This window comes from Pengzhenrongella sicca, assembly GCF_017569225.1.
GTDB classification, from domain to species: domain Bacteria; phylum Actinomycetota; class Actinomycetes; order Actinomycetales; family Cellulomonadaceae; genus Pengzhenrongella; species Pengzhenrongella sicca.
In genome coordinates this window covers 932,907-956,095 of the sequence record NZ_CP071868.1, presented here as the reverse complement: position 1 = coordinate 956,095, position 23,189 = coordinate 932,907, and the positions used below count along the sequence as shown (strand labels likewise).

At 73.4% G+C, this 23,189-nt stretch carries 18 protein-coding genes; 10 read left to right on the top strand and 8 right to left on the bottom strand.

What is annotated here, in order from left to right:
• Window positions 1-71: 71 nt before the first annotated feature.
• The 3 genes from J4E96_RS04260 to purE all read right to left on the bottom strand — a co-directional run bounded on the left by J4E96_RS04260 (window position 72) and on the right by purE (window position 4,452).
• On the bottom strand, window positions 72-1,229 hold the full coding sequence (locus tag J4E96_RS04260; RefSeq protein ID WP_227424545.1) for an acyltransferase family protein: 1,158 nt from the start codon (window positions 1,227-1,229) through the stop codon (window positions 72-74).
• A gap of 91 nt (window positions 1,230-1,320) precedes the next feature.
• Complete coding sequence (locus tag J4E96_RS04255) at window positions 1,321-3,216, bottom strand: hypothetical protein (protein ID WP_227424544.1); 1,896 nt, start codon at window positions 3,214-3,216, stop codon at window positions 1,321-1,323.
• Between the two features lie 669 nt (window positions 3,217-3,885).
• On the bottom strand, window positions 3,886-4,452 hold the full coding sequence (gene purE, locus J4E96_RS04250; RefSeq protein WP_227424543.1) for a 5-(carboxyamino)imidazole ribonucleotide mutase: 567 nt from the start codon (window positions 4,450-4,452) through the stop codon (window positions 3,886-3,888).
• A gap of 145 nt (window positions 4,453-4,597) precedes the next feature.
• On the opposite strand from purE, the gene J4E96_RS04245 reads away from it, so the two are divergent.
• A complete protein-coding gene (locus J4E96_RS04245; protein WP_227425661.1) occupies window positions 4,598-5,137 on the top strand; it encodes a GtrA family protein in 540 nt (179 codons plus the stop codon).
• On the opposite strand, the gene J4E96_RS04240 is transcribed toward J4E96_RS04245, so the two are convergent.
• Window positions 5,134-6,321, bottom strand: coding sequence for a 5-(carboxyamino)imidazole ribonucleotide synthase (locus J4E96_RS04240; RefSeq protein ID WP_227424542.1), 1,188 nt, complete (start codon window positions 6,319-6,321; stop codon window positions 5,134-5,136). The genes J4E96_RS04245 and J4E96_RS04240 overlap by 4 nt on opposite strands.
• Before the next feature lie 132 nt (window positions 6,322-6,453).
• Between J4E96_RS04240 and J4E96_RS04235 the strand changes: the two genes are divergently transcribed.
• On the top strand, window positions 6,454-7,032 hold the full coding sequence (locus tag J4E96_RS04235; RefSeq protein ID WP_227424541.1) for a GtrA family protein: 579 nt from the start codon (window positions 6,454-6,456) through the stop codon (window positions 7,030-7,032).
• A 39-nt stretch (window positions 7,033-7,071) separates the two neighbouring features.
• Here J4E96_RS04235 and J4E96_RS04230 read toward each other — a convergent pair whose 3' ends face one another.
• Together J4E96_RS04230 and J4E96_RS04225 are read right to left on the bottom strand one after the other, a co-directional pair.
• Complete coding sequence (locus J4E96_RS04230; protein WP_227424540.1) at window positions 7,072-8,394, bottom strand: ATP-binding protein; 1,323 nt, start codon at window positions 8,392-8,394, stop codon at window positions 7,072-7,074.
• Window positions 8,395-8,398: 4 nt separating this feature from the next.
• Entirely contained in the window at window positions 8,399-9,091 is a 693-nt protein-coding gene (locus J4E96_RS04225) for a response regulator transcription factor (protein WP_227424539.1), read from the bottom strand.
• Window positions 9,092-9,252: 161 nt separating this feature from the next.
• On the opposite strand from J4E96_RS04225, the gene J4E96_RS04220 reads away from it, so the two are divergent.
• A complete protein-coding gene (locus tag J4E96_RS04220; RefSeq protein WP_227424538.1) occupies window positions 9,253-13,578 on the top strand; it encodes an FHA domain-containing protein in 4,326 nt (1,441 codons plus the stop codon).
• A gap of 85 nt (window positions 13,579-13,663) precedes the next feature.
• Here J4E96_RS04220 and J4E96_RS04215 read toward each other — a convergent pair whose 3' ends face one another.
• Complete coding sequence (locus J4E96_RS04215; RefSeq protein WP_227424537.1) at window positions 13,664-14,107, bottom strand: hypothetical protein; 444 nt, start codon at window positions 14,105-14,107, stop codon at window positions 13,664-13,666.
• Window positions 14,108-14,363: 256 nt separating this feature from the next.
• Here J4E96_RS04215 and J4E96_RS04210 point away from each other — a divergent pair, with 256 nt between their 5' ends.
• Entirely contained in the window at window positions 14,364-14,612 is a 249-nt protein-coding gene (locus tag J4E96_RS04210; protein ID WP_227424536.1) for a WhiB family transcriptional regulator, read from the top strand.
• 132 nt (window positions 14,613-14,744) lie between these two features.
• Here the strand turns inward: J4E96_RS04210 and J4E96_RS04205 are convergent, their stop codons facing one another.
• Window positions 14,745-16,211 (bottom strand): sensor histidine kinase, encoded by a 1,467-nt coding sequence (locus J4E96_RS04205; protein ID WP_227424535.1) that lies wholly within the window; start codon window positions 16,209-16,211, stop codon window positions 14,745-14,747.
• A gap of 149 nt (window positions 16,212-16,360) precedes the next feature.
• Between J4E96_RS04205 and J4E96_RS04200 the strand changes: the two genes are divergently transcribed.
• From J4E96_RS04200 to J4E96_RS04175, 6 genes are all read left to right on the top strand, one after another.
• Window positions 16,361-16,900 (top strand): DUF2505 domain-containing protein, encoded by a 540-nt coding sequence (locus J4E96_RS04200; protein ID WP_227424534.1) that lies wholly within the window; start codon window positions 16,361-16,363, stop codon window positions 16,898-16,900.
• 313 nt (window positions 16,901-17,213) lie between these two features.
• Window positions 17,214-18,518, top strand: a complete 1,305-nt coding sequence (locus J4E96_RS04195) for an ABC transporter substrate-binding protein (protein ID WP_227424533.1) — start codon at window positions 17,214-17,216, stop codon at window positions 18,516-18,518.
• 127 nt (window positions 18,519-18,645) lie between these two features.
• Entirely contained in the window at window positions 18,646-19,638 is a 993-nt protein-coding gene (locus J4E96_RS04190) for a carbohydrate ABC transporter permease (protein WP_227424532.1), read from the top strand.
• Window positions 19,635-20,549 carry a carbohydrate ABC transporter permease gene (locus J4E96_RS04185; RefSeq protein WP_227424531.1) on the top strand — a complete coding sequence of 305 codons (915 nt, stop codon included), beginning with the start codon at window positions 19,635-19,637 and terminating at the stop codon, window positions 20,547-20,549. Before J4E96_RS04190 ends, J4E96_RS04185 begins: the two co-directional genes overlap by 4 nt.
• The gene (locus J4E96_RS04180; RefSeq protein ID WP_227424530.1) at window positions 20,546-22,012 is read left to right on the top strand and encodes a GH1 family beta-glucosidase; all 1,467 of its coding nucleotides are present in this window, start codon (window positions 20,546-20,548) and stop codon (window positions 22,010-22,012) included. The genes J4E96_RS04185 and J4E96_RS04180 overlap by 4 nt, the downstream gene beginning before the upstream one ends.
• 64 nt (window positions 22,013-22,076) lie before the next feature.
• Window positions 22,077-23,132 (top strand): LacI family DNA-binding transcriptional regulator, encoded by a 1,056-nt coding sequence (locus J4E96_RS04175; RefSeq protein ID WP_227424529.1) that lies wholly within the window; start codon window positions 22,077-22,079, stop codon window positions 23,130-23,132.
• Window positions 23,133-23,189 lie beyond the last annotated feature (57 nt).

Sequence of the window (23,189 nt, the reverse complement as noted above, 5' to 3'; positions counted from 1 at the left end):
GTGGACCCACGACTGCCCTCCGCTGCTTCCAAAAGGGTGTCCCCCAGTGTGCACGCGCGATCGCCGGCTGGCTATGCCCGCGGCGCCGCGGGTTCGCGCGTCAGGCCCGACTTCACGGCACAGCGCAGCCGCGGCCCGACCGTGCGCTCGATGCCGTAGTGGATGCCGGCGGCGAGGGCGAGCGTGAACGCGGTCGCCATCGCAAGGGTGACGAACGGCGGCAGGCCTGCGGGCAGATGCGTGATCGCCCACCAGCCCCAGTGCTCGTGCACGAGGTAGAGCGGGAACGTCAGCGCGCCGAGGGTCGTCAGCCACGGCCACGCGACGCGAGAGACGCGCGTGAGCGTGACGACGCCGACGAGCGCGATGGAGCCGACGACGACCGCGCCGATGATCGAGCCGGACGGCACGATGTCGGCGTTGCGCGCCTGCCGGGCCAGCTGGTCGGGCACGACGAGCCAGACCGCGGCGACCGTGTTCGCCGCGACGAGCAGCCAGGCGGCCCAGGAGCTGCCCTCGCGGCGGATCACGAAGAGCACCATCCCGGCAGCGAAAAGGGGCGCGTACTCGCAGATCAGCAGCGTCCGCAGCCACTGCGGCCCGCCCGCGTGCGCCAGCAGCGCCGCCGCGGGCCAGAGCGCCGCGCAGGCCATCACCCGGCGTCGCGTGATGCCGACGCCGACGAGCAGCAGGATGAGCGCGTAGAACCTGAGCTCGGCCCACAGCGTCCAATACACGCCGTCGACGTTGCCGACGTCGAACAGGCTCTGCAGCATCGTCAGGTTCACCGCGACCTGACCGGGCGTGACCTCCTTGCCGCCGGGCCACAGCCACAACAGCAGCACGCCGGTCAGCAGCACTGCCGCCCAGTACGCGGGGAACAAGCGGGCGACGCGTGAGGCGACCACGTCGCTGACCGACTTGCCCCAGGCGGTCATCAGGATCACGAACCCGCTGATCACGAAGAACAGCTCGGGGCCGAGCGCGCCGTAGACCGCCCACTCGCCGAAGTTCGGGAACACCTGCGCGGGCGACTGGCCCCAGGCTTGGGAGTTCCGGACGGTGAAGTGATACGTCACGACGGCCGCCGCCGCGAGGAACCGTAGTCCGTCGAGCGCGGCCAACCGAGCGCCGGGCCGTGCCCGCGAGAACTGCCTCCCGGCCGCCGCCGGAGCGGTCGCGTGTGGTGCGGCTGAGGGCGCCGAGGGGCTCATGGTGACAAGTGGCATCGATTCACTGTAACCGTGAGCGCCGGAAGGGGCCCGGCGTCGAGCATTCAGCCCGAGCGAGTCTGCCTCCCGCTCCACGTGCCGACGTGACCTAGACCGTGAGGCTCCGGCACCCGAGGCTGGGGTTGGCGCCCGGCGCGACGTTGATCGCGTACGCGCAGACCCGGTGGGTTCCCGCGGCCGCGGGCACCGTCACCGAGAATCCGTGCGAGGTGTTCGCGAACAGGCTCCCGAGATCCGGCCGGTCCAGGTTCGCGACCGTTCCCGTCGGACTGTTGTCGACGTACACGTGCACCGCAATCGGCCCAGCCGTGTCCGCATCACCAGTCCACCCCTGCACCGTCACGCCGGCACCCGTCACGACCATCGAGTCCACAAAGCCGATCGGCGCCACATTGCTCACCGTGACGCTCCGGCACCCGAGGCTGGGGTTGGCGCCCGGCGCGACGTTGATCGCGTACGCGCAGACCCGGTGGGTTCCCGCGGCCGCGGGCACCGTCACCGAGAATCCGTGCGAGGTGTTCGCGAACAGGCTCCCGAGATCCGGCCGGTCCAGGTTCGCGACCGTTCCCGTCGGACTGTTGTCGACGTACACGTGCACCGCAATCGGCCCAGCCGTGTCCGCATCACCAGTCCACCCCTGCACCGTCACGCCGGCACCCGTCACGACCATCGAGTCCACAAAGCCGATCGGCGCCACATTGCTCACCGTGACGCTCCGGCACCCGAGGCTGGGGTTGGCGCCCGGCGCGACGTTGATCGCGTACGCGCAGACCCGGTGGGTTCCCGCGGCCGCGGGCACCGTCACCGAGAATCCGTGCAAAGTGTTCGCGAACAGGCCCCCGAGATCCGGCCGGTCCAGGTTCGCGACCGTTCCCGTCGGACTGTTGTCGACGTACACGTGCACCGCAATCGGCCCAGCCGTGTCCGCATCACCAGTCCACCCCTGCACCGTCACGCCGGCACCCGTCACGACCATCGAGTCCACAAACCCGATCGGCGCCACGTTCGCAGTGGTGCCAGCAGCCGGCGCTGCCGCCACCGCGGTCAGGCCGGAGGCAGCGGGCTGGCGGGGGTTGCCTCCGCCGCCGACAGTGCCCGCACTGCTATTGGCGAGCACGCGCAGCAGGGGGAACAGCTTCTGCTGGTAGTCGGCCTTCATCCGGGCGACCGCGCCCTGGTCGGACAGCGGCTCGGCGTACAGCGCCACGGTCTCAGACCGGTCGACGACGTAGGCGCCGTAGTCCTGGAACGCCCGGGCCACGGCCAGGCCCTCGGCGGACAGCCCGAGGCTCGCCAGGTCCACGCTCGCCGGGATGCCCAGCATCGTGCCCATCGCGATCGGGCCCTTGTAGGCGGTCGCGGCGTTGTTGTCCTGCAGCCGGGCCGGCCACACCGGCCCGACTCCGAGCATCGAGTCGGGGATCGAGACCGCGAGCGCGTGCGGGATGGCGTCGGCGGCGACCTCCGCCGTGCGGATCAGGCCGACGAGCTGGCTGATGCCCGCCGCGCGGGTCCCGCCGGCGAGACCATCCGAGCGCAGGTCTGTCTGCACGATGTGCGTCGACGTCCACGACGTCGCCGAGACCTTGGTCATCTTGTAGCACTCGTACGCGGTGTACCCGTCGGGCTGGACGATCGTCATGGCCTTGTCGGTCCCCGTGGTCACCTGCGCACCGCTGGGCATCCGGATGCTGCGGACGACGCCCGTCGAGGTGTTCGTCAGGGTCACCATCGGGTCCGCCTCGGTGGCGATCGCCACGGCGATGGACCAGCCCGTCGAGTTGATCGTCGGGGTGCCCCTGAGCAGCGCGGCCGTGCGGACGTCCGTCGCGGCCTCGAAGATCGCGCCGGAGCCGATCGCGGTGTTGGCGGGAGAGGACACCGCGAACGGGTGCAGCGCGGCGATCCGTGGCTGCGGATCGGCGGCCATCCCTGGGGAGGCCAGGCCTGCCACGGCCAGCCCGCCGAGCGCTGCGATCGCCACGCCTCGACGCGCGAGGGTCACCCCGAGCGCCCGGACCGCACGATCTGAGCCGGCCGCATGGCGGCGGACGAAACGTCGAGGATTGCTCACGATGAGGCCTCTTTCGGTCGCCTGCAGGAGAAGGGCAACACCAACGACAAATGTCCGAAATAGATGGCCGAGATCCGGTTTGTCATTGCCGGTCACCCTTTCGAGTGACCGCCGTGCAGCGATTTTCTTCCCGCCCCTGCCAAGGGGTTAACAAGCCTCGATGGTGGCAGGATTTGGCGTCCCATCTGCGGCAACCCCCGGTGGCGCCCGGGTGATAAATGCAACAGTACCGGTGATTCAAATCACATTGCTCAGGCCGAAGGTCCCGCCCGAATACCCATTGATTGCACCGCAATGCCCGATTCGATGCGGCTTGGGTATCCCCTTTTCAAAAGGGCTTTTCCGGGTAAAATCGGGCGGCAGGTGGGCGAATTGATCCGCTTTTTTCGGGACAGAATCGGGCATTACGGCGTGCCGGGCGAGCGGACCGGACGCGGGCCGCGCGCCCCGAAAGGGGCGCTATTCGGCCGCGACTATTCCCCCGTTCGGCCGCACCCAAGCGGGCCGCGACGGCCGCCCCGGCGGCTCAATCGCGACGTGGCGTGGGACGAAAGGCCCGGTGGCCGACGGACGGACGACTCAGGCGCTGAAGCCGGTGGGCTGCCCGCGGTGGCCGGCGCCGTACTGCGCACGCAGCCGCTCCCCCTTGGCTGTCGCCTCGTCGCGCAGCCCGATCTGGAAGGCGAGCATCGCCGCCCGCAGGCGAGCGGCGTCGTCGTCGACCCCCGCCGCCAGGATGCGCACCGCGAGCAGGCCCGCGTTGCGAGCGCCGCCGACGGCGACCGCGGCGACCGGGACGCCGCCGGGCATCTGCACGATCGACAGCAGCGAGTCGAGGCCGTCGAGGACGGCGAGCGGCACTGGCACGCCGATCACCGGGAGCGGAGTGACGGCGGCGAGCATGCCCGGCAGGTGCGCCGCCCCGCCGGCCCCCGCGATCAGGACCCGCAGGCCGCGATCGGCGGCGGTGCGACCGTACGCGAGCATCTTGTCGGGCTGGCGGTGGGCAGACACGACGTCGACCTCGATGTCGACGCCGAAGTCGGCGAGCGCGTCGGCGGCGGCCCGCATGACCGGCCAGTCGGAGTCCGACCCCATGACGATCCCGACCTGCGCGGCTCGCGCGGCGGTGTCTCGTACGCCCATGGTCGACTCCTTCGCGATGCGGTTGTCGGCTGCGGTTGTTGGCTGCGGTTGGTTTGGCCGCGGCCGGCCGCTCGGCCCGCACCAGCCTCTCAGACCGGCGGCAGTGCGCGCGCACAGCCACCGCGGCTAGCCTGGTCACGTGCTCCTGTCCGACGCCGCAGCGCGCCCCGCCCTGCGTCGACGCGTGCGCGCGGTGCGCACCCGGATCGCCGAGCTTGGCCGGTTCGGTTCCGTGGGCGCGGTCGCCTACGTCGTCGACCTCGGGCTGTTCAACCTGCTCAGGTTCGGGCCCGGCGAGCTCCTCGAGGCCAAGCCGCTGACCGCGAAGGTCGTGTCGGTGGCGGCCGCGACGATCGTCGCGTGGCTGGGCAACCGCTACTGGACCTTCTCAGACCGGCGCACGGCCTCCCGCGGGCGCGAGCTGGCCGGGTTCGTCGTCGTCAATCTCGGCGGCCTCGTGATCGGCGTGGGCTGCCTTGCGTTCTCGCACTACGTGCTGGGCCTGACCTCGGCGCTGGCCGACAACGTGTCCGCCAACGTCGTCGGCCTCGCGCTCGGCACGGCGTTTCGCTACGTCGCCTACCGGCGCCTCGTGTTCACGGGCTCCGGACCGGCGGCCGAGGCCCCGGCCGCCGAGGTCCCGGCTGCCGATATCCCCGCCGCCGACGGCGGCGCGCGCGCCTAACCGGCGAGGATCGCCGCGGCGGCCTGGGCGCGGGCCCGGACCTCGACGAGGTCGTCACCGAGCACCGTGACGTGCCCGAGTTTGCGGCCCGGCCGGACTGACTTGCCGTAGAGCTGGACCTTCGCGCCGGCGTCGAGGGCCGTCACCGCAGCGAGCGCGTCGGTGAGCTCGGCGTGACCACTGCCGAGCACGTTGGCCATCACCGCCCACGGCTGCCGCGCCGACGTCTGCCCGAGCGGCAGGTCGAGCACTGCGCGCAGGTGCTGCTCGAACTGGCTGGTCACCGAGCCCTCGATCGTCCAGTGGCCGCTGTTGTGCGGGCGCATGGCGAGCTCGTTCACGACGACGGTCGGCGGACCCCCGCCGTCGCCCGGCACCTCGAACAGCTCGACCGCGAGCACTCCGGTCACCCCGAGCCCCGCGGCGATCGTCACCGCGAGCGACGTCGCGGCGCGCGCGACCTCGGGCGCGAGGCCGGGCGCCGGCGCGATGACCTCCGCGCACACGCCGTCGACCTGCACCGACTCCACGACCGGCCACGCGCGCACCTGCCCGGACGGTCGCCGCGCCACGAGCACCGCGAGCTCGCGAGTGAACGGCACCTTCTCCTCCACGAGCAGCGGGATCCCCGTGCCGTCCGGGCCGTAGGAGGACTCGAACCAGTCCGCGACGTCCTCGGCCGAGTGCACGACCCGCACGCCCTTGCCGTCGTAGCCGCCCCGGGCGGTCTTGACGACGGCGGTCCCGCCGACGGCGACGAGGAAGGTCTCGAGCGCCGCGAGATCCGGCAGCTCCGCCCATCGCGGGCAGGGCACGCCGAGCTCGGTGAGCCTGCGCCGCATCACGATCTTGTCCTGCGCGTGCACGAGGGCCGCCGCGCTGGGCCGCACCGCGTGCCCCTCGCGGGCGAGCTGCTCCAGCAGCGCGTTCGGCACCTGCTCGTGCTCGAACGTCAGGACGTCCGCCGGCCGGCCGGCCGCGGGGCCGCTGCTGCCGGCGACAAGCGCGCGGAGCGCGGCCTCGTCGCGCGCCGCGCCGACGGGCGCGTCCGGGATGACCTGGGCGGCCGACGACGTCGCGTCCTCGACCAGGGCACGCAGGTGCACCCCCAGCGCGGTCGCCGCCGGCGCCATCATGCGGGCGAGCTGCCCGCCGCCCACCACTGCCACCACGGGAGCTGCCACGACGGGTGAGCCTAGCCGAGCACCCGCGGGCGCCCGCGTGCGTCGCCGGTGCATTGCGGTCAATCGCGACATAGTGCGAGGTCACACAAGCGTTCCCAGGCCATCGTCAGGTGTGCCGGGTAATCTGACGCGGTGTCCCCCGCCGGCCCCGTGGCCAAACTCGCCCTGATTCGGGGAACTCTGCGTGGACACTTCCGGTTGCCCGAGGTCCGCACCCGGCTCACGACGCTGCTCCGATTCAGCTCGGTCGGCACGATGGCGTTCCTCGTCGATCTGGCCGCCTTCAACCTGCTCAGTTTCGGGCCGGGCACGCTGCTGGGCGACCAGCCCCTGACGGCCAAGGCCGCGGCGGTCGGCATCTCGACCGTGTTCGCCTGGCTCGGCAGCCGGTACTGGACCTTCTCGGACCGCCGCCAGGACTCGCGGGGGCGCGAGCTCGTCACGTTCGCGCTCGTCAACGCCGGCGGCATGGTCGTCAGCGTCGGGTGCCTCGCGATCTCGCACTACGGGCTCGGGCTCACGTCGGCGCTCGCGGACAACATCTCGGCCAACGTCGTCGGCATGGTGCTGGGGACGATCTTCCGCTTCTACTTCTACCGGCGCGTGGTGTTCACCGGGGAGCCGACGGCGCTGCTGCGCGAGGCCGCCGCGTCCCGGCTCGGCGCCGGGCGGCTCGTCCGCGATCCCCTGGCCGAGTCCGCGCACACGTAGGGCGCCCCGAGCCGGCGCTCGCGCCACCGCCCGGCCGCGTCAGCGCCAGCCGCGCAGCTTGCCGATCGAGACCCGTGACCCGCGCGGCAGCACGACGTCGGGGTCCAGCGACTTCGGCACCCCGGCGAGGAACACCGCGAAGACGGCGGGGCGCCGCTGCGCCAGCTCGATCCGCCCGCCGTCGGCCGCGACGAGGTCCCGGGCGAGAGCGAGGCCGAGGCCCGTCCCGGCGCCCGACGTCATGCCCCGTTCGAAGATCCGCGGCGCCAGGTCGTCCGGGACGCCCGCGCCCTCGTCCGCGACCTCGATCACCATCGCTCCGCGCGGCCCGCTCGGGCGCGAGCGGACCGTCGTCGTGCCGCCCCCGTGCTTGAGCGAGTTCTCGATGAGCGTCGCGATGGCCTGGGCGAGCGCGCCCGGCGTCGCGAGCACCTTGACGTCCTCCGCGACGTCGAGCACGAGCCGGCGGCCGGCCGCGACGAACGACGGCGCCCACTCCTCCTCCTGCTGACGGATCACCTCGATGAGCAGCACCGCCTCTGTGGTGCCGCCCTGCGCGCTCTTGGACCGCGAGAGCAGGTCGTCGACGACCGCCACCAGCCGGTCGACCTGCTCGAGCGCGATCCGGGCCTCGTCGCGCACGTCGGGGCTGTCCGACGCCGCCGAGATCTCCTCCAGGCGCATCGACAGGGCGGTCAGCGGCGTCCGCAGCTGGTGCGACGCGTCCGACGCGAACTGCCGCTCCGCCGCGAGCCGGCCCGCCATGCGGTCCGCGCTGCGCGCCAGCTCCGCCGCGACCAGGTCGATCTCCTCGACGCCGGACGGCTCGAGCCGCGGACGGACCTGCCCCGAGCCCAGCTGTTCCGCGGAGGCCGCGAGATAGACCAGCGGCGCCGCCAGCCGGTTCGCCTGCCACATCGCCATCGCGATGCCCGCGCCGAACGCGATGACGGCGGCGACGACGACGAGCAGCACGACGCGGGCGCTGAGCCAGAACACGTCCCACCAGGAGGTGGTGAGGATGACGAGCGCCCCCGTGCTCGCGGTCGCCTGGGCGGAGAGCGACTTGCCTGCGATCGGCACGCCGGCCTGCAGGCGTTCGCCGTCCGGCTGCACGACCAGGACCGACGCCGGCAGCGTCGTCGCGCTGCCGGTGAAAGGCTCGAGCATCGTGTCGGTCATCAGGATCGCGCGCGAGTCGCGGAAGTCGATCGTCGACGCGAGCTGCGCCGCGCGGTTGTTCAGCTCCTGCACCTCGTTGTCGCGCGAGTACTGCGCGCCGAGGAAGGCGAGCGGGAAGCCGAGCAGCACCACCGCGACGGTGACCGCCGCGATCGTCGCCTGCAGTACCCGCCGGCGCACCTGGCTAAGCCCCCGTGTGGTCGCCGGTCTCGAACCGGAAGCCCATGCCCCGCACCGTGGTGACGTACCTCGGCGCGTTCGCGTCGTCGCCGAGCTTGCGCCGCAGCCAGGACACGTGCATGTCGAGCGTCTTTGTCGAGCCTGACGGGTCGGTGCCCCAGACCTCGCGCATCAGCGTCTCGCGAGCGACCACGGTGCCGGCCGCCGCGACCAGGACGCGGAGCAGATCGAACTCCTTGGCGGTCAGGTGCAGCTCGCGCTCGCCCTGGAAGGCGCGGTGCGCGGCGACGTCGACCCGGACGTTCTGCGCCTGGAGCTCGTCCTCGTCGACCGGCTCGCCGTGGGTACGGCGTAGCAGCGCCCGGACCCGCGCGAGCAGCTCGGCGAGGCGGAACGGCTTCGTCACGTAGTCGTCGGCGCCCGCGTCGAGCCCGACGACGAGGTCGACCTCGTCGGCCCGCGCCGTGAGCACGAGCACCGGCGTCGTCAGCCCGAGATTGCGGATCGCGCGCGCGACGTCGAGGCCGTCCATATCGGGCAGGCCGAGATCGAGCACGACCAGGTCGGCGTCCGGCGCATGATCGATGGCGCCTTGACCAGTGCCTTGCACGAGTACGTCATAACCCTCACGCGTCAGGGCCCGCGCCAAAGGTTCGGCAATTGCGGGGTCGTCTTCCGCCAGCAGTACCTGAGTCATTGCGCCATGCTAGGTCATGTCAGCGTCTCTTCGCCGGTAGAAACACCTCGCGAATTGTCGTCGCCCGGCGAGGCGACCGGCGGGCCTGTGGAACGACGCCCCGTCCCCACCGCGATCGCCTCGGTGCTGCCGGGATCGCGCCGCGCGGCGACAGTGGCCGAATGCGCGTCACGCTGGCGGGCGCACCCGGCCCGCCCCGGGTACCGGACCTCGACCTCGAGGTGCCCGACGGCGCGCGCCTCGGCGATCTTCGCGGTCACCTCGCGTCGGCGACCGGTCGTGCGGAGCTGGCCCCCGGCGGCGCGGTGCTCGCGGTGGGGGCGGCGGTGCTGGACGACGACCAGCTGACCGGCCAGGTCCCGCTGCTGGCCGGCGCGACCCTGCGCGTCGGCGCGGGACCGCGCGACCCCGGCGACGCGGCGCTGCGGGCCGAGTGGCACCTCGCCGTGCTCTCGGGGCCGGACAGCGGCGCGCTCGTCGGCCTGCGCGGGCCGCTGGTCGTGGGTCGCGTCGGCGACCTCGCGATCGACGACGGCCGCAGCTCGCGCCGCCACCTCGCGCTGCGGCTGGGGCGATCCGGCCCGATGGCGCTCGACCTGCGCTCGAGCCACGGCACGGTCCGGCTACCCGCGCGAATGAGGTGGCTGGGCTGGCTGGGGTGGCGCGCCGAGTCGGGGTGGAGGTGGTGGCGCGGGCGGCGGGTGCGCGGGCGGCCCGCGACGCCGGTTCGGCGGGCCGGCCCGGCGGCGCGGTGGACGCGGCTGCACGTGGGCGACCGGCTCCTGATCGGGTCGACCGTGCTCGAGCTGCGCGCCGCCCGCGCGACCGTCGTACGGAGCTCCGCCGACCGGACCACTGGCGACCGGACGACTGGCGACCGGACGACTGGCGACCGGACCGCTGGCGACCGGACCGCTGGCGACCGGGCTCCCGAGGGCCGGGCTCGCGGCGAGCTCGCGGCCACGACCTGGCTCGCGCCCGCCGCGGGGTCGGTGGCGCTCGCACTGAGCACCGGCAACCGGATGTTCCTGATCGTCGCTGCTGTGGGCCCGCTCCTGGCCATCGCGAGCAGGCTGCGGGCGCGCGCCCACACCGCGCGCGGGCGTGCCCCCGCCGCCGGGCCGGCGCGTCGCACGTCGCCGGGTCGGCTCGACGGGCCTGGCCCCGAGCCGCCCTCGCCCGCCGACCTGTCCACGCGGGCGCTCCGCCTGCTCGCTGGCGCCGAGCCGACCGACGCACCCGGCCCGGCGGACGTGCGCGCCCTGAGCCCGGACGGAGCCCTTGCCGTCGTCGGACCCCGCGGGCTGGCCGTCGCGGCGGCGCGGGCGCTCGTCGCGGCGGCGCTGCCGCTGGGTCCGACGGACGCCGACGTCGCCGTCGCCGTCCGGGCCGACCCCGCCCACCTCGCGGACTGGTCCTGGTGCCGGTGGCTACCGGGCCTCGCACCCGCGCACGCCCCGGCGGCCGCGCCCGCTCCCTCCGGCGCGGCCGGTGTGTCCGCCGCCGACGCCACGGGTCCCACGGGCCCCACGGACCCCGCGGGCCCCACGACGCTCGTGGTCGGCGACGGCTGGCACACCCCCGGGCAGGCGACGGACCTCGCGCGCTTCTGGGCCGGCGGGCACGGCGCGGCCGTGGTGCTGATCGCGGCGGACCTGGTCGATGTGCCCGCGTGGTGCCGAACCGTGCTCACGGTCCACCCCGGCAAGGACGTCGCGACGCTGCACCTGCCGACGGGCGCGACGCGCACCCTCCCGCTGCACGCGGTCTCGCACTCCTGGGCCGAGGTGCATGCGCGGCGCGTCGCCGCCCTCTGGCAGCTCCGACGCCTCCGCGACCTGCCCCCGGGGGCCTCGCCGAACGCCGCCGGTGGCGTCGCGCTCGCCGATCTGCCGGGGCTGCCCGCTCCGTCCGCCGCCAGCGTCATCGACCGTTGGGCCCAGGGGCACGCCGCGCGGGCGGGTGGGCTCGACGCCTGCCTGGGCCTCGGCCCGGCCGGCGCGCCGGTCACGATCGACCTGATCCGGGACGGCCCGCACGCCCTCGTCGCGGGGACGACCGGAGCGGGCAAGTCCGAGCTGCTGCAGACCTGGCTGCTCTCGCTCGCCCTGACGCACTCACCCGCCGAGCTGGCGTTCGCGCTGGTCGACTACAAGGGCGGCGCGAGCTTCGGGCCCTGCGCGGAGCTGCCGCACGTCGTCGGCCAGGTCACCGACCTCGACCCGGCCCTCGCCGCACGCGCGCTCGCCGGGCTCCGCGCCGAGCTGCGTCGGCGCGAGCGGCTCCTCGCCCGCGCGGGGGTGCCCGACCTCGCGGCGTTGCGGTCCGCGCCGCCGCCGCGCCTGCTCGTGGTGGTCGACGAGTTTCGGGCGCTCACGGAGGACCTGCCCAGCTTCGTGCCGGGCCTGCTCCGGCTCGCCGCGCAGGGGCGATCGCTCGGCATGCACCTCATCCTCGCCACCCAGCGACCCGCCGGCGCGGTCGGCCCCGACCTGCGCGCCAACCTCACGCTGCGGATCGCGCTGCGGGTGACCGACGTCGCCGACTCCCTCGACGTGCTCGACTCCCCCGAGGCCGCCCGCATCCCGGCTAGCTCCCCGGGGCGCGCCGTCCTACGGCGCGGGACGGGAGCGCCGGAGCCGGTGCAGATCGCCCTCGCGAATGGTGCACCGCTCGGGCCGCGCGGCGCGGTCCGGATCGCCCCGCCCTGGCCCGGCACGCCGACCGGCTGGGTCCCCGCCGCGAGCGCTCCCCCCGCGGGCCGGCACCCGTGCGCACGGCCCGGTCCGGACTCGGATGCGGGCGAGAGTGCCGACCCGCGCCCGGCCCGCGCCTTCGTCGCGGCGGCGCGTGCCGCCGCCGCCCAGCTCGGCCTGGACGCTCCCGCGGCGCCGTGGCTGCCGCCGCTGCCCGATCTCCTGCGGCCGGACGACCTCGCGGCGCACGCCGCCGCTGAGCACGGACTCGGAGCGCAGGCCGGACGTGGCGACGCCGACGCCGGCCGGCTCCCGCTGGCCCTCGCCGACGTGCCGACGCAGCGGCGCCGCGCCGTCGTGCGCTGGGGCCTGGCGGCCGGCCCGCTGCTGGTCGTCGGCGCCGCCGGGTCCGGCCGCAGCACGACCCTGCGCACCGCGGCCCTCGCCGCGCTCGCCCGCGGCTGGCACGTCCACGCCGTCGGCGTCCCGGCGCGCCTGATCGCGGACCTCACGGCCCGTCCGACGTTCGGGACCGCCGTCGGCGTCGACGACCCCCGCCGGCTCGCCCGGCTCCTCCTCCTGCTCGCCCAGCCTGCGCCGGCCGGTGCCGCCCCCCGGCTGCTGCTCCTCGACGAGATCGAGGCCGCGCTCGACGCGCTCGCGCCGCTCGGGCGCGGCAGCGGCGCGGCCCGCCTGATCGACCTTCTCCGCCGGGCGCGCGAGCACGGCACGGCGGTGCTCGCCACGGGCTCGGCGGCACCCCCGGGGGCGGTCGCGACGCTGTTCCCGCAGCGCCTGGTGCTCGCGGTCGGCGACCGAGCTGCCGACGTCGTCGCGGGAGTCCCCGGCGCGCTCGCCGGCTCGCGACGCGGCCCGGGCCGCGCGATCGTGCTCCCGTCCGTCGCCGGCTCGCTGGTCGAGGAGGGCACCGACGAGCCAGACGCGATCGGCGAGCCCGGCGACGCGCTCGTGTGCCAGGTCGCCGCCGACGGCGTGGCCGACGGTTCCCCGCCCGACGACACCGCGCCCGAGAGCCTGGCGCTGCGCCTGGCGCCCGTACCCGCGCGCGTCGGGCGCGGCGCGCTGGCGACGGCCGTCCGGCGCGAGCGCGGCCCCTCGCCGCGCCCGGACGAGGCGCCCGTCGTCGGGATCGGCGGTGACGACGCCGGGCCGGTCCGGCTGGCCCTGGGCCGCGGCGCGCTCGTCGTCGGGCCGCCCGGGTCCGGCCGCTCGACAACACTCGCCGTCCTGGCCGCCGCACTCGCCGCCGCGGGTCGCCCGATCGTCGTGGTCGCGCGCGACGGGCCCCTCGAGCGGTACGCCGCCGCGCACCCGGCCGTCGCCTGGTGCGGGTTCGCGTCGGCGGCGATCGCGCGACTGCTCGCCGCCGCGCCGCCCGGGGCGGTGGCGCTCGTCGACGACCTCGACGCGCTCGAGCGGCTCCACCCTGGTGTGACCGACCTGCTCGGCGCGCTCGCGCAGCGCTCGGCAGAGCCCGCCGGTTCAGGGCCGGGTCCAGAACCGGGGCCGGGGCCGGGGCCGGGGCCGATCGTGGTCGCGGCCGCGCAGACGGGCCGCGCGGCGATCTCCTACCGCGGTGCGCTCGGCGCGCTGCGCGACCAGCGGGTGGGGATCGTGCTCACGCCGACCGAGCCCGGGAGCGCCGACGTGTTCGGCACCGCGCTCGACTGGGTGGTGGAGCCCGGGCACGCCCACACCCCCGGCCGCGCCGTCCGCCAGCACGGTCGCGACGTCGTCGTCGTCCAGGTGCTCGACCCGACGCTCGCGTGACGCGGCGCCGTCCGAGGAGGCGCGCTATGAGGGGGCGTGCGCTGGCGTGCGATCCCGGGCGGGGCCGGGCCTCAGGCCGCGGCGGTCATCGCGCGTCGTCGTCGGCGGCGGCGCGGCCGGACGTCGCGGCCACCACCGCGGGCAGGAGCAGGGCGACCACGACGAACACCACGGCCACGAGCAGGACGAGCGCCCACGCGCTGGGATCCGCCGAGAACCACCCGATCGCCATCACGACCAGGAGCAGCTGCCAGGTGATGATCGGGGCGCGCGCCCACCGGCGGCCCCGCCACAGCCCGCGCGCGCCCGCGACGAGGATCGCCGCGACCGCGACCGCGGAGAGCGCGAGGAACGCCGTCGCACCGGGCAGCTCGACCCGCCCGCGCACCAGGTCCGCCGCCCAGGCCACGCCCAGCCCGAGCGCGGCGGCCGCCTGGACGAGCACGAGCAGGCAGGCCACGGCCAGGGCCCAGGGGTGCGGGGCCGGCGCGGGCGCCGCTGCGGGTGTCGGGACTCGGGGGGAGGGCACGCGACGACCCTATGACGCACGCCCGTCGACGACACGCACCCGCGGCCCCGCCGCCCAACCGGGTGGCTGCCCGCGCTCGGCCGGCGGTGCGGCTTGATGGTGTGAGCAAGACCTCAACCGCTTGGCCTCGAAACCTGACGTTAGCCCCTTGTGTCCCTGCAGTTCAGGTGTGACTCTGGGTTCAGTAATGCTTTTTTCCAGCCCCCCACGAGTAGCGCCCTTCTCGGGCGTGCCCTGACATGCCTAGGAGATCTTCATGGATTGGCGCCACCGCGCTTCATGCCTGGACGAGGACCCGGAACTGTTCTTCCCGATCGGGAACACCGGACCGGCCCTCGCACAGATCGAGCAGGCGAAGGCAGTCTGCCACCGTTGCCCCGTCATCGACACCTGCCTGAAGTGGGCGCTCGAGTCCGGCCAGGACGCCGGCGTCTGGGGCGGGCTGTCCGAGGACGAGCGTCGCGCCCTCAAGCGCCGCACGGCCCGCCAGCGCCGCGCGAGCTGACGACCGCCGCAACCCGCACGCCGCAGCACCCACAGGCCAGGCCGCCCGCGACCTGACCCGCTCGACCACGCAGGCCCCGACGGATCCCCGTCGGGGCCTCGGTCGTCCCCGGGCCGACGGGGCGCCGGGCCCTCAGCCCTGGGGGTCGCGCAGCGTGACGTCGAGGACGACCTGGGTGCCGCCGCCGTCGCGCGGCAGCCACTCGATCTTGCCGCGCAGCTCGTTCGTGACGAGGGTCAGCACGATCTGGGTGCCAAGGCCGGAGCCGGCGCCCGCCTCGGGATCCATGCCGACGCCGTCGTCCGCGACGATGACGCGCAGCTTCTGGCCGTCCCGCAGGGCCGTGATCTCGACGGTGCCGCCCGCGGGCGACGACAGGCCGTGCTCGACGGCGTTCGTCACCAGCTCGGTCAGCACGAGCGCGAGCGCGGTCGAATCGGCCGCGGGCACGAGCCCGAACTTCCCGGTGGTCACCGTGCGCACGTGCCCGCCCGCCGACGCGACGTCGGCGGCGAGCCGCAGGCTGCGGCCCACGAGCGCGTCGAACGGGACGATCTCGTCGAGCGTCTGCGAGAGCGTCTCGTGCACGAGCGCGATCGTCGCCACGCGCCGCATGGCCTCCTCGAGCGCCGCCCGGGCCTCGGGGTTCTCGAGCCGGCGCGCCTGCAGCCGCAGCAGGGCCGCCACGGTCTGCAGGTTGTTCTTGACCCGGTGGTGGATCTCGCGGATCGTCGCGTCCTTCGTGATGAGCTCGCGCTCGCGCCGGCGCACCTCCGAGACGTCCCGGCACAGCAGCACCGCCCCGGTGCGCTGCCCGTGCTCCGTCAGGGGCACGGCGCGCAGGGACAGGCACACGCCGTGCGACTCGATGTCGGTGCGCCACGGCGCCCGCCCCATGACGACGAGCGGCATCGACTCGTCGACGGGCATCTCCTGCTCGATGAGCTCGGTCGTGACCTCGATCAGGGAACGCCCGACGAGCGAGCCGAGGACACCCAGCCGGTGGAAGCAGCTCAGCGCGTTCGGGCTCGCGTACAGCACCTCGCCCTCGGAGTTGAGCCGGATGAGGCCGTCCCCGACGCGCGGCGCCCCGCGGCGTGAGCCGGCCGCCGAGTTCGGCAGCGGGAACTCGCCGCGCCCGATCATGCCCATGAGGTCGTCGGCGGCCTCGACGTAGTTCAGCTCGAGCCGGCTCGGGGTGCGGGCCCCGCCAAGGTTGGTCTGCCGGGCGACGACGGCGATCGCGCGCCCCTTGTGCACGACCGGCATCGCCTCCTCGCGCACCGCGTACGAGCCGAACCAGCGCGGCTCGCGCGAGCGCTGCGGCCGCACCTCGGTCAGCGCCTGGAGCAGCTGGCTGCGCTGGCCCTCGGGGGCGTGCTTGCCGACGATGTCGTCGTAGTGCACCGTCGCGCCCGTGCTCGGTCGGCACTGGCCGATCGCGATGAAGTCGCCCTCGCCCGTCGGCAGCCAGAGCACGAGGTCGGCGAACGCGAGGTCCGAGATGACCTGCCAGTCCCCGATCAGCAGGTGCAGCCATTCGACGTCAGCCGGCTCGAGATCGGAGTGGCGGGACACCAGGTCGCTCAACGTAGGCACCGGTTCAGCCTAGACATGCCCGCGCCGGGCGCCGACCCACCAAGCCCGGCCGGACCTTCGGTAGCCTCGTCCCACGACAGTTCGTCCCGCGAGGGACAGCCCGCCCGGGGCGATGCTGACCGGCGGGCCCGACGAGAGGCGAGGCCACGGTGCGCGTGCACGTCCAGCTCCGCTACCCCGCGACGGTTGCGACCGTGGCGGCCATGCTTGCCGATCCCGCCTACGGCCACGCCCGCGTCGCCGCGAGCGGCGCCGTCGCCCATCACGTCGACGTCGTGGACGCCGCGGACGGCGCGTTCACGGTCACGACCCGGCGCTCGATGCCGACCGACCAGATCCCCGCCAACTTCCGAGCCTTCGTGGGCACGAGCCTCGACGTGCGCCAGGTCGAGGCCTGGGAGGCCGGCACGACGACCCGGCACGGGACCGTCGTGGTCGAGATCACCGGGGCGCCCGTGCGGCTGACCGGCACGACGACGCTCGCGCCCGTACCCGACGCCGCCAGCCCCGACGGCGCGGAGCCGGGGGCGAGCCTGCTCACCTACGACGGCGACGTCAAGGCCGGGGTGCCGCTGTTCGGGGCCGCGATCGAGGAGGCGGCGGCGCGCGCCGTCCGAGCCGCCCTCGAGGCCGAGCAGCAGGCCGGATCCACCTGGCTCGGAATCCACCCGCGGGGCAGCTCGGCCTGAGAAGCGAGGCAAATCGGCGCGCCGACGAGCCTCCCGGCGTAACGATTCCGTAACGGCCACCGAAGCCAAAGCGCCGTGACCTGCACAGACATCCGTATGGGAGCGATCCCACGGCCGTTCGGGTGGCGTGCTCCTTGACACCCCGACCCGTCAGCAGCACGATTCGGAGCAACGCGTGGGAGCGCTCCCGCACTCCCATGGGAGCGATTCCACGTTAAGCGGACCTCAGCGGTCCACGCGACCTGGGCCGCCTGCCACGGACGCGACGACAACAGCGCGGCGAGGACGCCGCGCGACTGACAAGGGAGTCATAGTGCGCAAGACCACTAGCAAGGCGTGGGCCCTCACAGCGGGGGTCGCTAGCATCGCCCTCCTCGCCTCGGCGTGCGGCTCGTCGGACGAGAGTGGCGACGACGCGTCCGGCAGCTCGGACGAGAAGATCACCCTCACCGTCGCGACGTTCAACGAGTTCGGCTACGAGGACCTGATCAAGGAGTACACCGAGCTCAACCCGAACATCACGGTCGAGCAGAAGAAGGCGGCGACCTCGAACGAGGCCCGCGACAACATGAACACGCGCCTCGCGGCCGGCTCCGGCCTGTCCGACATCGAGGCGATCGAGGTCGACTGGCTCCCCGAGCTCATGCAGTTCCCCGACAAGTTCGTCGACCTCACCGACGACTCGATCGCGGACCGCTGGCTGGACTGGAAGGTCGCGCAGGCCACGACCGAGGACGGCACCCTGATCGGCTACGGCACCGACATCGGCCCGGAGGGCGTCTGCTACCGCTCCGACCTGTTCGCCGCCGCCGGACTCCCGACGGACCGCGCCGAGGTCGCCACGCTGCTCGGCGGCGACGACGCCACCTGGGAGAAGTACTTCGAGGTCGGCAAGCAGTTCAAGGCCGCGGGTACCCCCACCGCCTGGTTCGACTCCGCCGGTGCCACCTACCAGGGCATGATCAACCAGGTCGAGAACGCGTACGAGGACAGCGACGGCACGATCATCGCCGCCGACAACGCCGAGGTCAGCGACCTGTACAGCCAGGTCCTCACCGCGTCCACGACGGACGGCCTCTCGGCCGGCCTCAAGCAGTGGGAAGACCCGTGGGTCGCCTCGTTCCAGAACAACGGGTTCGCCACGATGCTCTGCCCCGGCTGGATGCTCGGTGTCATCGAGGGCAACGCTGAGGGCGTCACCGGCTGGGACATCGCCGATGTCTTCCCCGGCGGCGGCGGCAACTGGGGCGGTTCGTTCCTGACCGTCCCGGCGCAGGGCGAGCACCCCGAGGAGGCCATGGCCCTCGCGAACTGGCTCACGGCCCCCGAGCAGCAGATCAAGGCGTTCGTCTCCAAGGGCACCTTCCCGTCCCAGGTTGACGCGCTCGAGAGCCAGGACCTGCTCTCGGTGACCAACGCGTTCTACAACGACGCCCCGACCGGCGAGATCCTCGCCAACCGGGCCAACGCCGTGTCCGTGACCCCGTTCAAGGGCCCGAACTACTTCGCGATCAACGACGCGATGCAGCAGGCGCTCACCCGCGTGGACGTCGACAAGACGGACGACCCGGACAGCTCGTGGGCCAAGTTCCTCACGGACGTCAAGGCGCTCGGCTAACCAGCTCGACCGCTAGGAAACGCGCGCCCGCTCGGCTCGGCGCGGCTGCACTGGTTCACTCCAGCAGCCGCGCCGGGCCGGCGGACCGCACCCCGCTGCACGGCTCGAGCCTCGTCGAAGGATTCTCATGGCAGTCATCTCTCCCCCGGAGCTCGATCCGGAGCTCGACCGCGCGCCGCGACGGATCGCGATGAGACAGCGACTCGGGCGCTGGGACGTCAAGCTCTCGCCGTACCTGTACGTCTCCCCGTTCTTCATCGTCTTCGCGATCGTCGGGCTCTTCCCGCTCGCGTACACGGCGTACGTGTCGCTGCACAAGTGGCACCTGATCGGCGGCAAGGGAGCCTTCGTCGGCTTCGAGAACTACGCGTACGTGCTGGCCCAGCCGAACTTCTGGATCGGGCTGCGCAACACGTTCAGCATCTTCCTGCTCTCGTCGGTCCCGCAGGTGATCATCGCGCTCGTGCTCGCCGTCGTCCTGAACAACAACATCCGGGCCAAGACGTTCTGGCGCATGGGCGTCCTGCTGCCGTACGTCGTCGCCCCCGTCGCCGTCGCGCTGATCTTCTCGAAGATGTTCGCCGACTCCCCGACCGGCCTGATCAACACCCTGCTCGGCACCGTCGGCATCGACGCGATCCGCTGGCACGCCGGCGTCCTGTCGAGCCACGTCGCGATCGCCACGATGGTCGACTTCCGCTGGACCGGCTACAACACGCTCATCCTGCTCGCGGCCATGCAGGCCGTGCCGAGCGACCTGTACGAGGCGGCGGTGCTCGACGGCGCGAACCGGTTCCGCCAGTTCATCTCGATCACGGTGCCCATGCTGCGCCCGACCATCATCTTCGTCGTCATCACGTCGACCATCGGCGGCCTGCAGATCTTCGACGAGGCCCGCATGTTCGACCAGACGGGCCAGGGCGGTGCGGACCGCCAATGGATGACCGTCACGATGTACATCTACGAGCTGGGCTGGGGCGCGCAGAAGAGCTTCGGCCGCGCGGCCGCCGTTGCCTGGATCCTGTTCCTGATCATCTTGCTCATCGGGCTGATGAACTTCTGGTTCACCCAACGCATCGCCTCGTCCGGTACCACCGCGGGAAAGAAGAAGAAGCGATGACCTCCGTCGCCATGATCGAGCAGACGTCAGGCAAGGGCGCCGCACGCGCCGCCGCACGCCGCCGCAAGCGCGGCTCCGTCGGCAGCGCCAACCGCCGGCCCGGCTGGGTCACCTACGCGATCCTCGCGGTCGTCCTGCTGATCTCCGCCTACCCGATCTACTACTCGTTCCTGCTCGGCTCGTCGGACGCGGGCTCGATCGCGCGCAACCCGATCCCGTCGTTCATCCCGGCCGAGCACTTCTTCGACAACGTCAGCCGCGTGCTGAACTCGGACATCCAGTTCTGGAAGGCGCTGAGCAACTCACTCATCGTCGCCGTCGTCACCTCGGTCTCGGTCGTGTTCTTCTCGACGCTCGCCGGGTACTCCTTCTCCAAGCTGCGGTTCCGGGGCCGGCGCCAGCTGCTGGTCTTCGTCATCGCGACGATGGCGGTGCCCACCCAGCTCGGCATCGTGCCGCTGTTCATCGTGATGTCCCAGCTCGGCTGGACCGGCAAGCTCGTGGCCGTCATCGTGCCGAGCATGGTCACGGCGTTCGGCGTGTTCTGGATGACCCAGTACCTCGAGTCGGCGCTGCCGTACGAGCTCATCGAGGCCGCCCGCGTCGACGGCTGCTCGATGATCAGTACGTTCTGGCACATCGCGCTGCCGGCCGCCCGGCCCGCCGCGGCGATGCTCGCGCTGTTCACGTTCGTCGGATCCTGGACTCAGTTCTTCTGGCCGTTCATCGTGCTCGGGTCGAGCAACCCGACCCTGCCCGTCGCGGTGCAGCTGCTCCAGGCGTCCTACTTCAAGGACTACTCGCTGATCCTCGCCGGGGTGACCCTGTCGACGATCCCACTGATCCTCGTCTTCGCGCTCGCGGGCCGGCACCTCGTGTCCGGGATCATGCAGGGCGCGGTCAAGGGATGACCGACGCCGGTCCGGGGCTGCGCCGCGACGCTCGGCCCGCGCTGCAGTTCCCGCCCGGATTCCTGTGGGGCGCCGCCACGGCGGCGTACCAGGTCGAGGGGGCGGCACACGAGGGCGGCCGCACCGACTCGATCTGGGACGCGTTCGCTCGGGTGCCCGGCGCCGTCGTCGACGGGCACGACGGCGAGGTGGCCTGCGACCAGTACCACCGCCTCGCCGACGACGTGGCACTCATGGCCGAGCTCAACATCGCCTCGTACCGGTTCTCGACGTCGTGGGCGCGCGTGCGCCCCGACGGCGGCGCGGTCAACCCCGTCGGCGTCGACTACTACTCGCGGCTGGTCGACGAGCTGCTCGGCCGCGGGATCACGCCGTGGCTGACGCTCTACCACTGGGACCTGCCGCAGCGGCTCGAGGAGCGGGGCGGCTGGGCCAACCGCGACACCGCGTACCTGTTCGCCGAGTACGCGATCACGATGCACGAGGCGCTGGGCGACCGCGTCGACGTGTGGACGACCATGAACGAGCCGTGGTGCTCGGCCCTGCTCGGCTACAGCGCCGGCATCCACGCGCCGGGGCGCCAGAGCCGTCCCGACGGGCTCGCCGCGGCGCACCACCTCATGCTCGGGCACGGGCTCGCGGTGACGGAGCTGCGCTCGCGGGCGCCGCGGGCGAACCTCGGCATCACGCTCAACCTCAACGTCACCGACCCCGTGGACCCGGGCGACGCGGGCGACGTCGACGCGGCGCGCCGCATCGACGGCCAGCTCAACCGCCTGTTCCTCGACCCGCTCCTGCGCGGGAGCTACCCGGCGGACGTGCTCGACGACGTCGCCGAGCTCGGCCTGCTCACCCACGTCAAGGACGGCGACCTCGCGATCATCGCCGCGCCGATCGACAGCCTCGGCGTGAACTACTACCACGGCATCGCGGTGAGCTACCGGCCGGCCCCGGGCACGCCGACGGGCGAGGCACCCGTCGACCGGCCGACGTCGACGCCGTACCCGGCCGCCGACGGCGTGCACACCCACCCGCGCGGCCTGCCGGTCACGGCGATGGGCTGGGAGATCCAGCCCGACGGCCTGACGCGGCTGCTCGGGCGGCTCCAGGAGGAGTACACCGGTCCGGCGGGGGTCGCCCTGTACGTCACCGAGAACGGCGCCGCGTTCGACGACGATGCGGACGCCACGGGGTTCGTCCAGGACGACGGCCGGCTGGAGTTCATCGACGCGCACCTGCGCGCGATGCACGCGGCGATCGAGAACGGGGTCGACCTGCGCGGCTACTTCGCGTGGTCGCTGCTGGACAACTTCGAGTGGGCGTGGGGCTACCACCAGCGCTTCGGCGTCGTGCGGGTGGACTTCGACAGCCAGGTGCGCACACCGAAGGCGAGCGCGCGCTGGTATGCCGGCGTCGCCGGGCACAATGTCCTACCGGCGCGCGAGCTCGCGCGCCCGAGCTAGGCGCAAGCGGCAGCGAGCGAACGTCACGACCGGTCGAAACCAGCAACGAGAGGGCGGTGAACGCATGACGGCAGACGACCTCACGGCCCTCGACCCCGTGGACGACCGCCCGCGCGGGCCCGCGCCGACCCTCGAGCAGGTCGCCGAGCGCGCCGGCGTCTCCCGGTCGACCGCCTCACGCGCGATCAACGGCGGGCTGCGGGTCTCCCCCGCGGCGCAGGCCGCCGTCGACGACGCCGTGGCCGGGCTCGGCTTCATCCCGAACCGGGCGGCGCGCTCCCTGGTGACCCGGCGCACGGACTCCGTCGCGCTCATCGTCCCGGAGCCCGACGAGCGGGTGCTCACAGACCCGTTCTTCGCGGGCACGATCAACGGGCTCAACTCCGCGCTGCGCGACAGCGACCTGCAGCTCATCCTGGTCATGGCCCGCCCCAAGGACATCTCGACGCGCACGCTGCGCTACCTCAGCGGCGGGCACGTCGACGGCGCCGTCGTCGTCTCGCACCACCGCGACGACGTGCTCGCCGACCAGCTGCACCGCTCGGCCGTGCCCACCGTCTTCGTCGGCCGCCCGTTCGAGGGCAACCTCCACGTGCGGTACGTCGACGTCAACAACCGCGGCGGCGGGCGGATCGCGGCCGAGCACCTCGTGCGCACGGGCCGCCGCCGGATCGCGACGATCACGGGGCCGCAGGACATGTCGGCCGGGCTCGACCGGCTCGCAGGCTGGACGGACGCGCTCTCGGACGCCGGGCTCCCGACCGACATGGTCGCGAACGGGGACTTCACGACGGCGGGCGGCGCGCTCGCGGCCTCCCAGCTCCTCGCCGAGCACCCCGACCTCGACGGCATCTTCGTCGCGTCCGACCTCATGGCCGTCGGCGCGCTCAGGGTCCTCGCCGCCGCCGGCCGCAGCGTGCCGGGGGACGTCGCCGTCGTCGGCTACGACAACCTGGCCGTCGCGATGTCGACGACGCCGACCCTGACGACCATCGTCAACCCGGTGGTCGCGATGGCCCGCGTCGCGGGCGAGATCCTGCTCGACCTCCTGGCCGGCAAGCCGGTCGCCGAGGCCCCGGTGATCTTCGCCCCCGAGCTGGTCATCCGCTACTCCGCCTAGGCGCCGGGTCGGCCGGTCGCGCGGCCCACGTGCGCCGAGTGTGGGAGATCTGCGCTC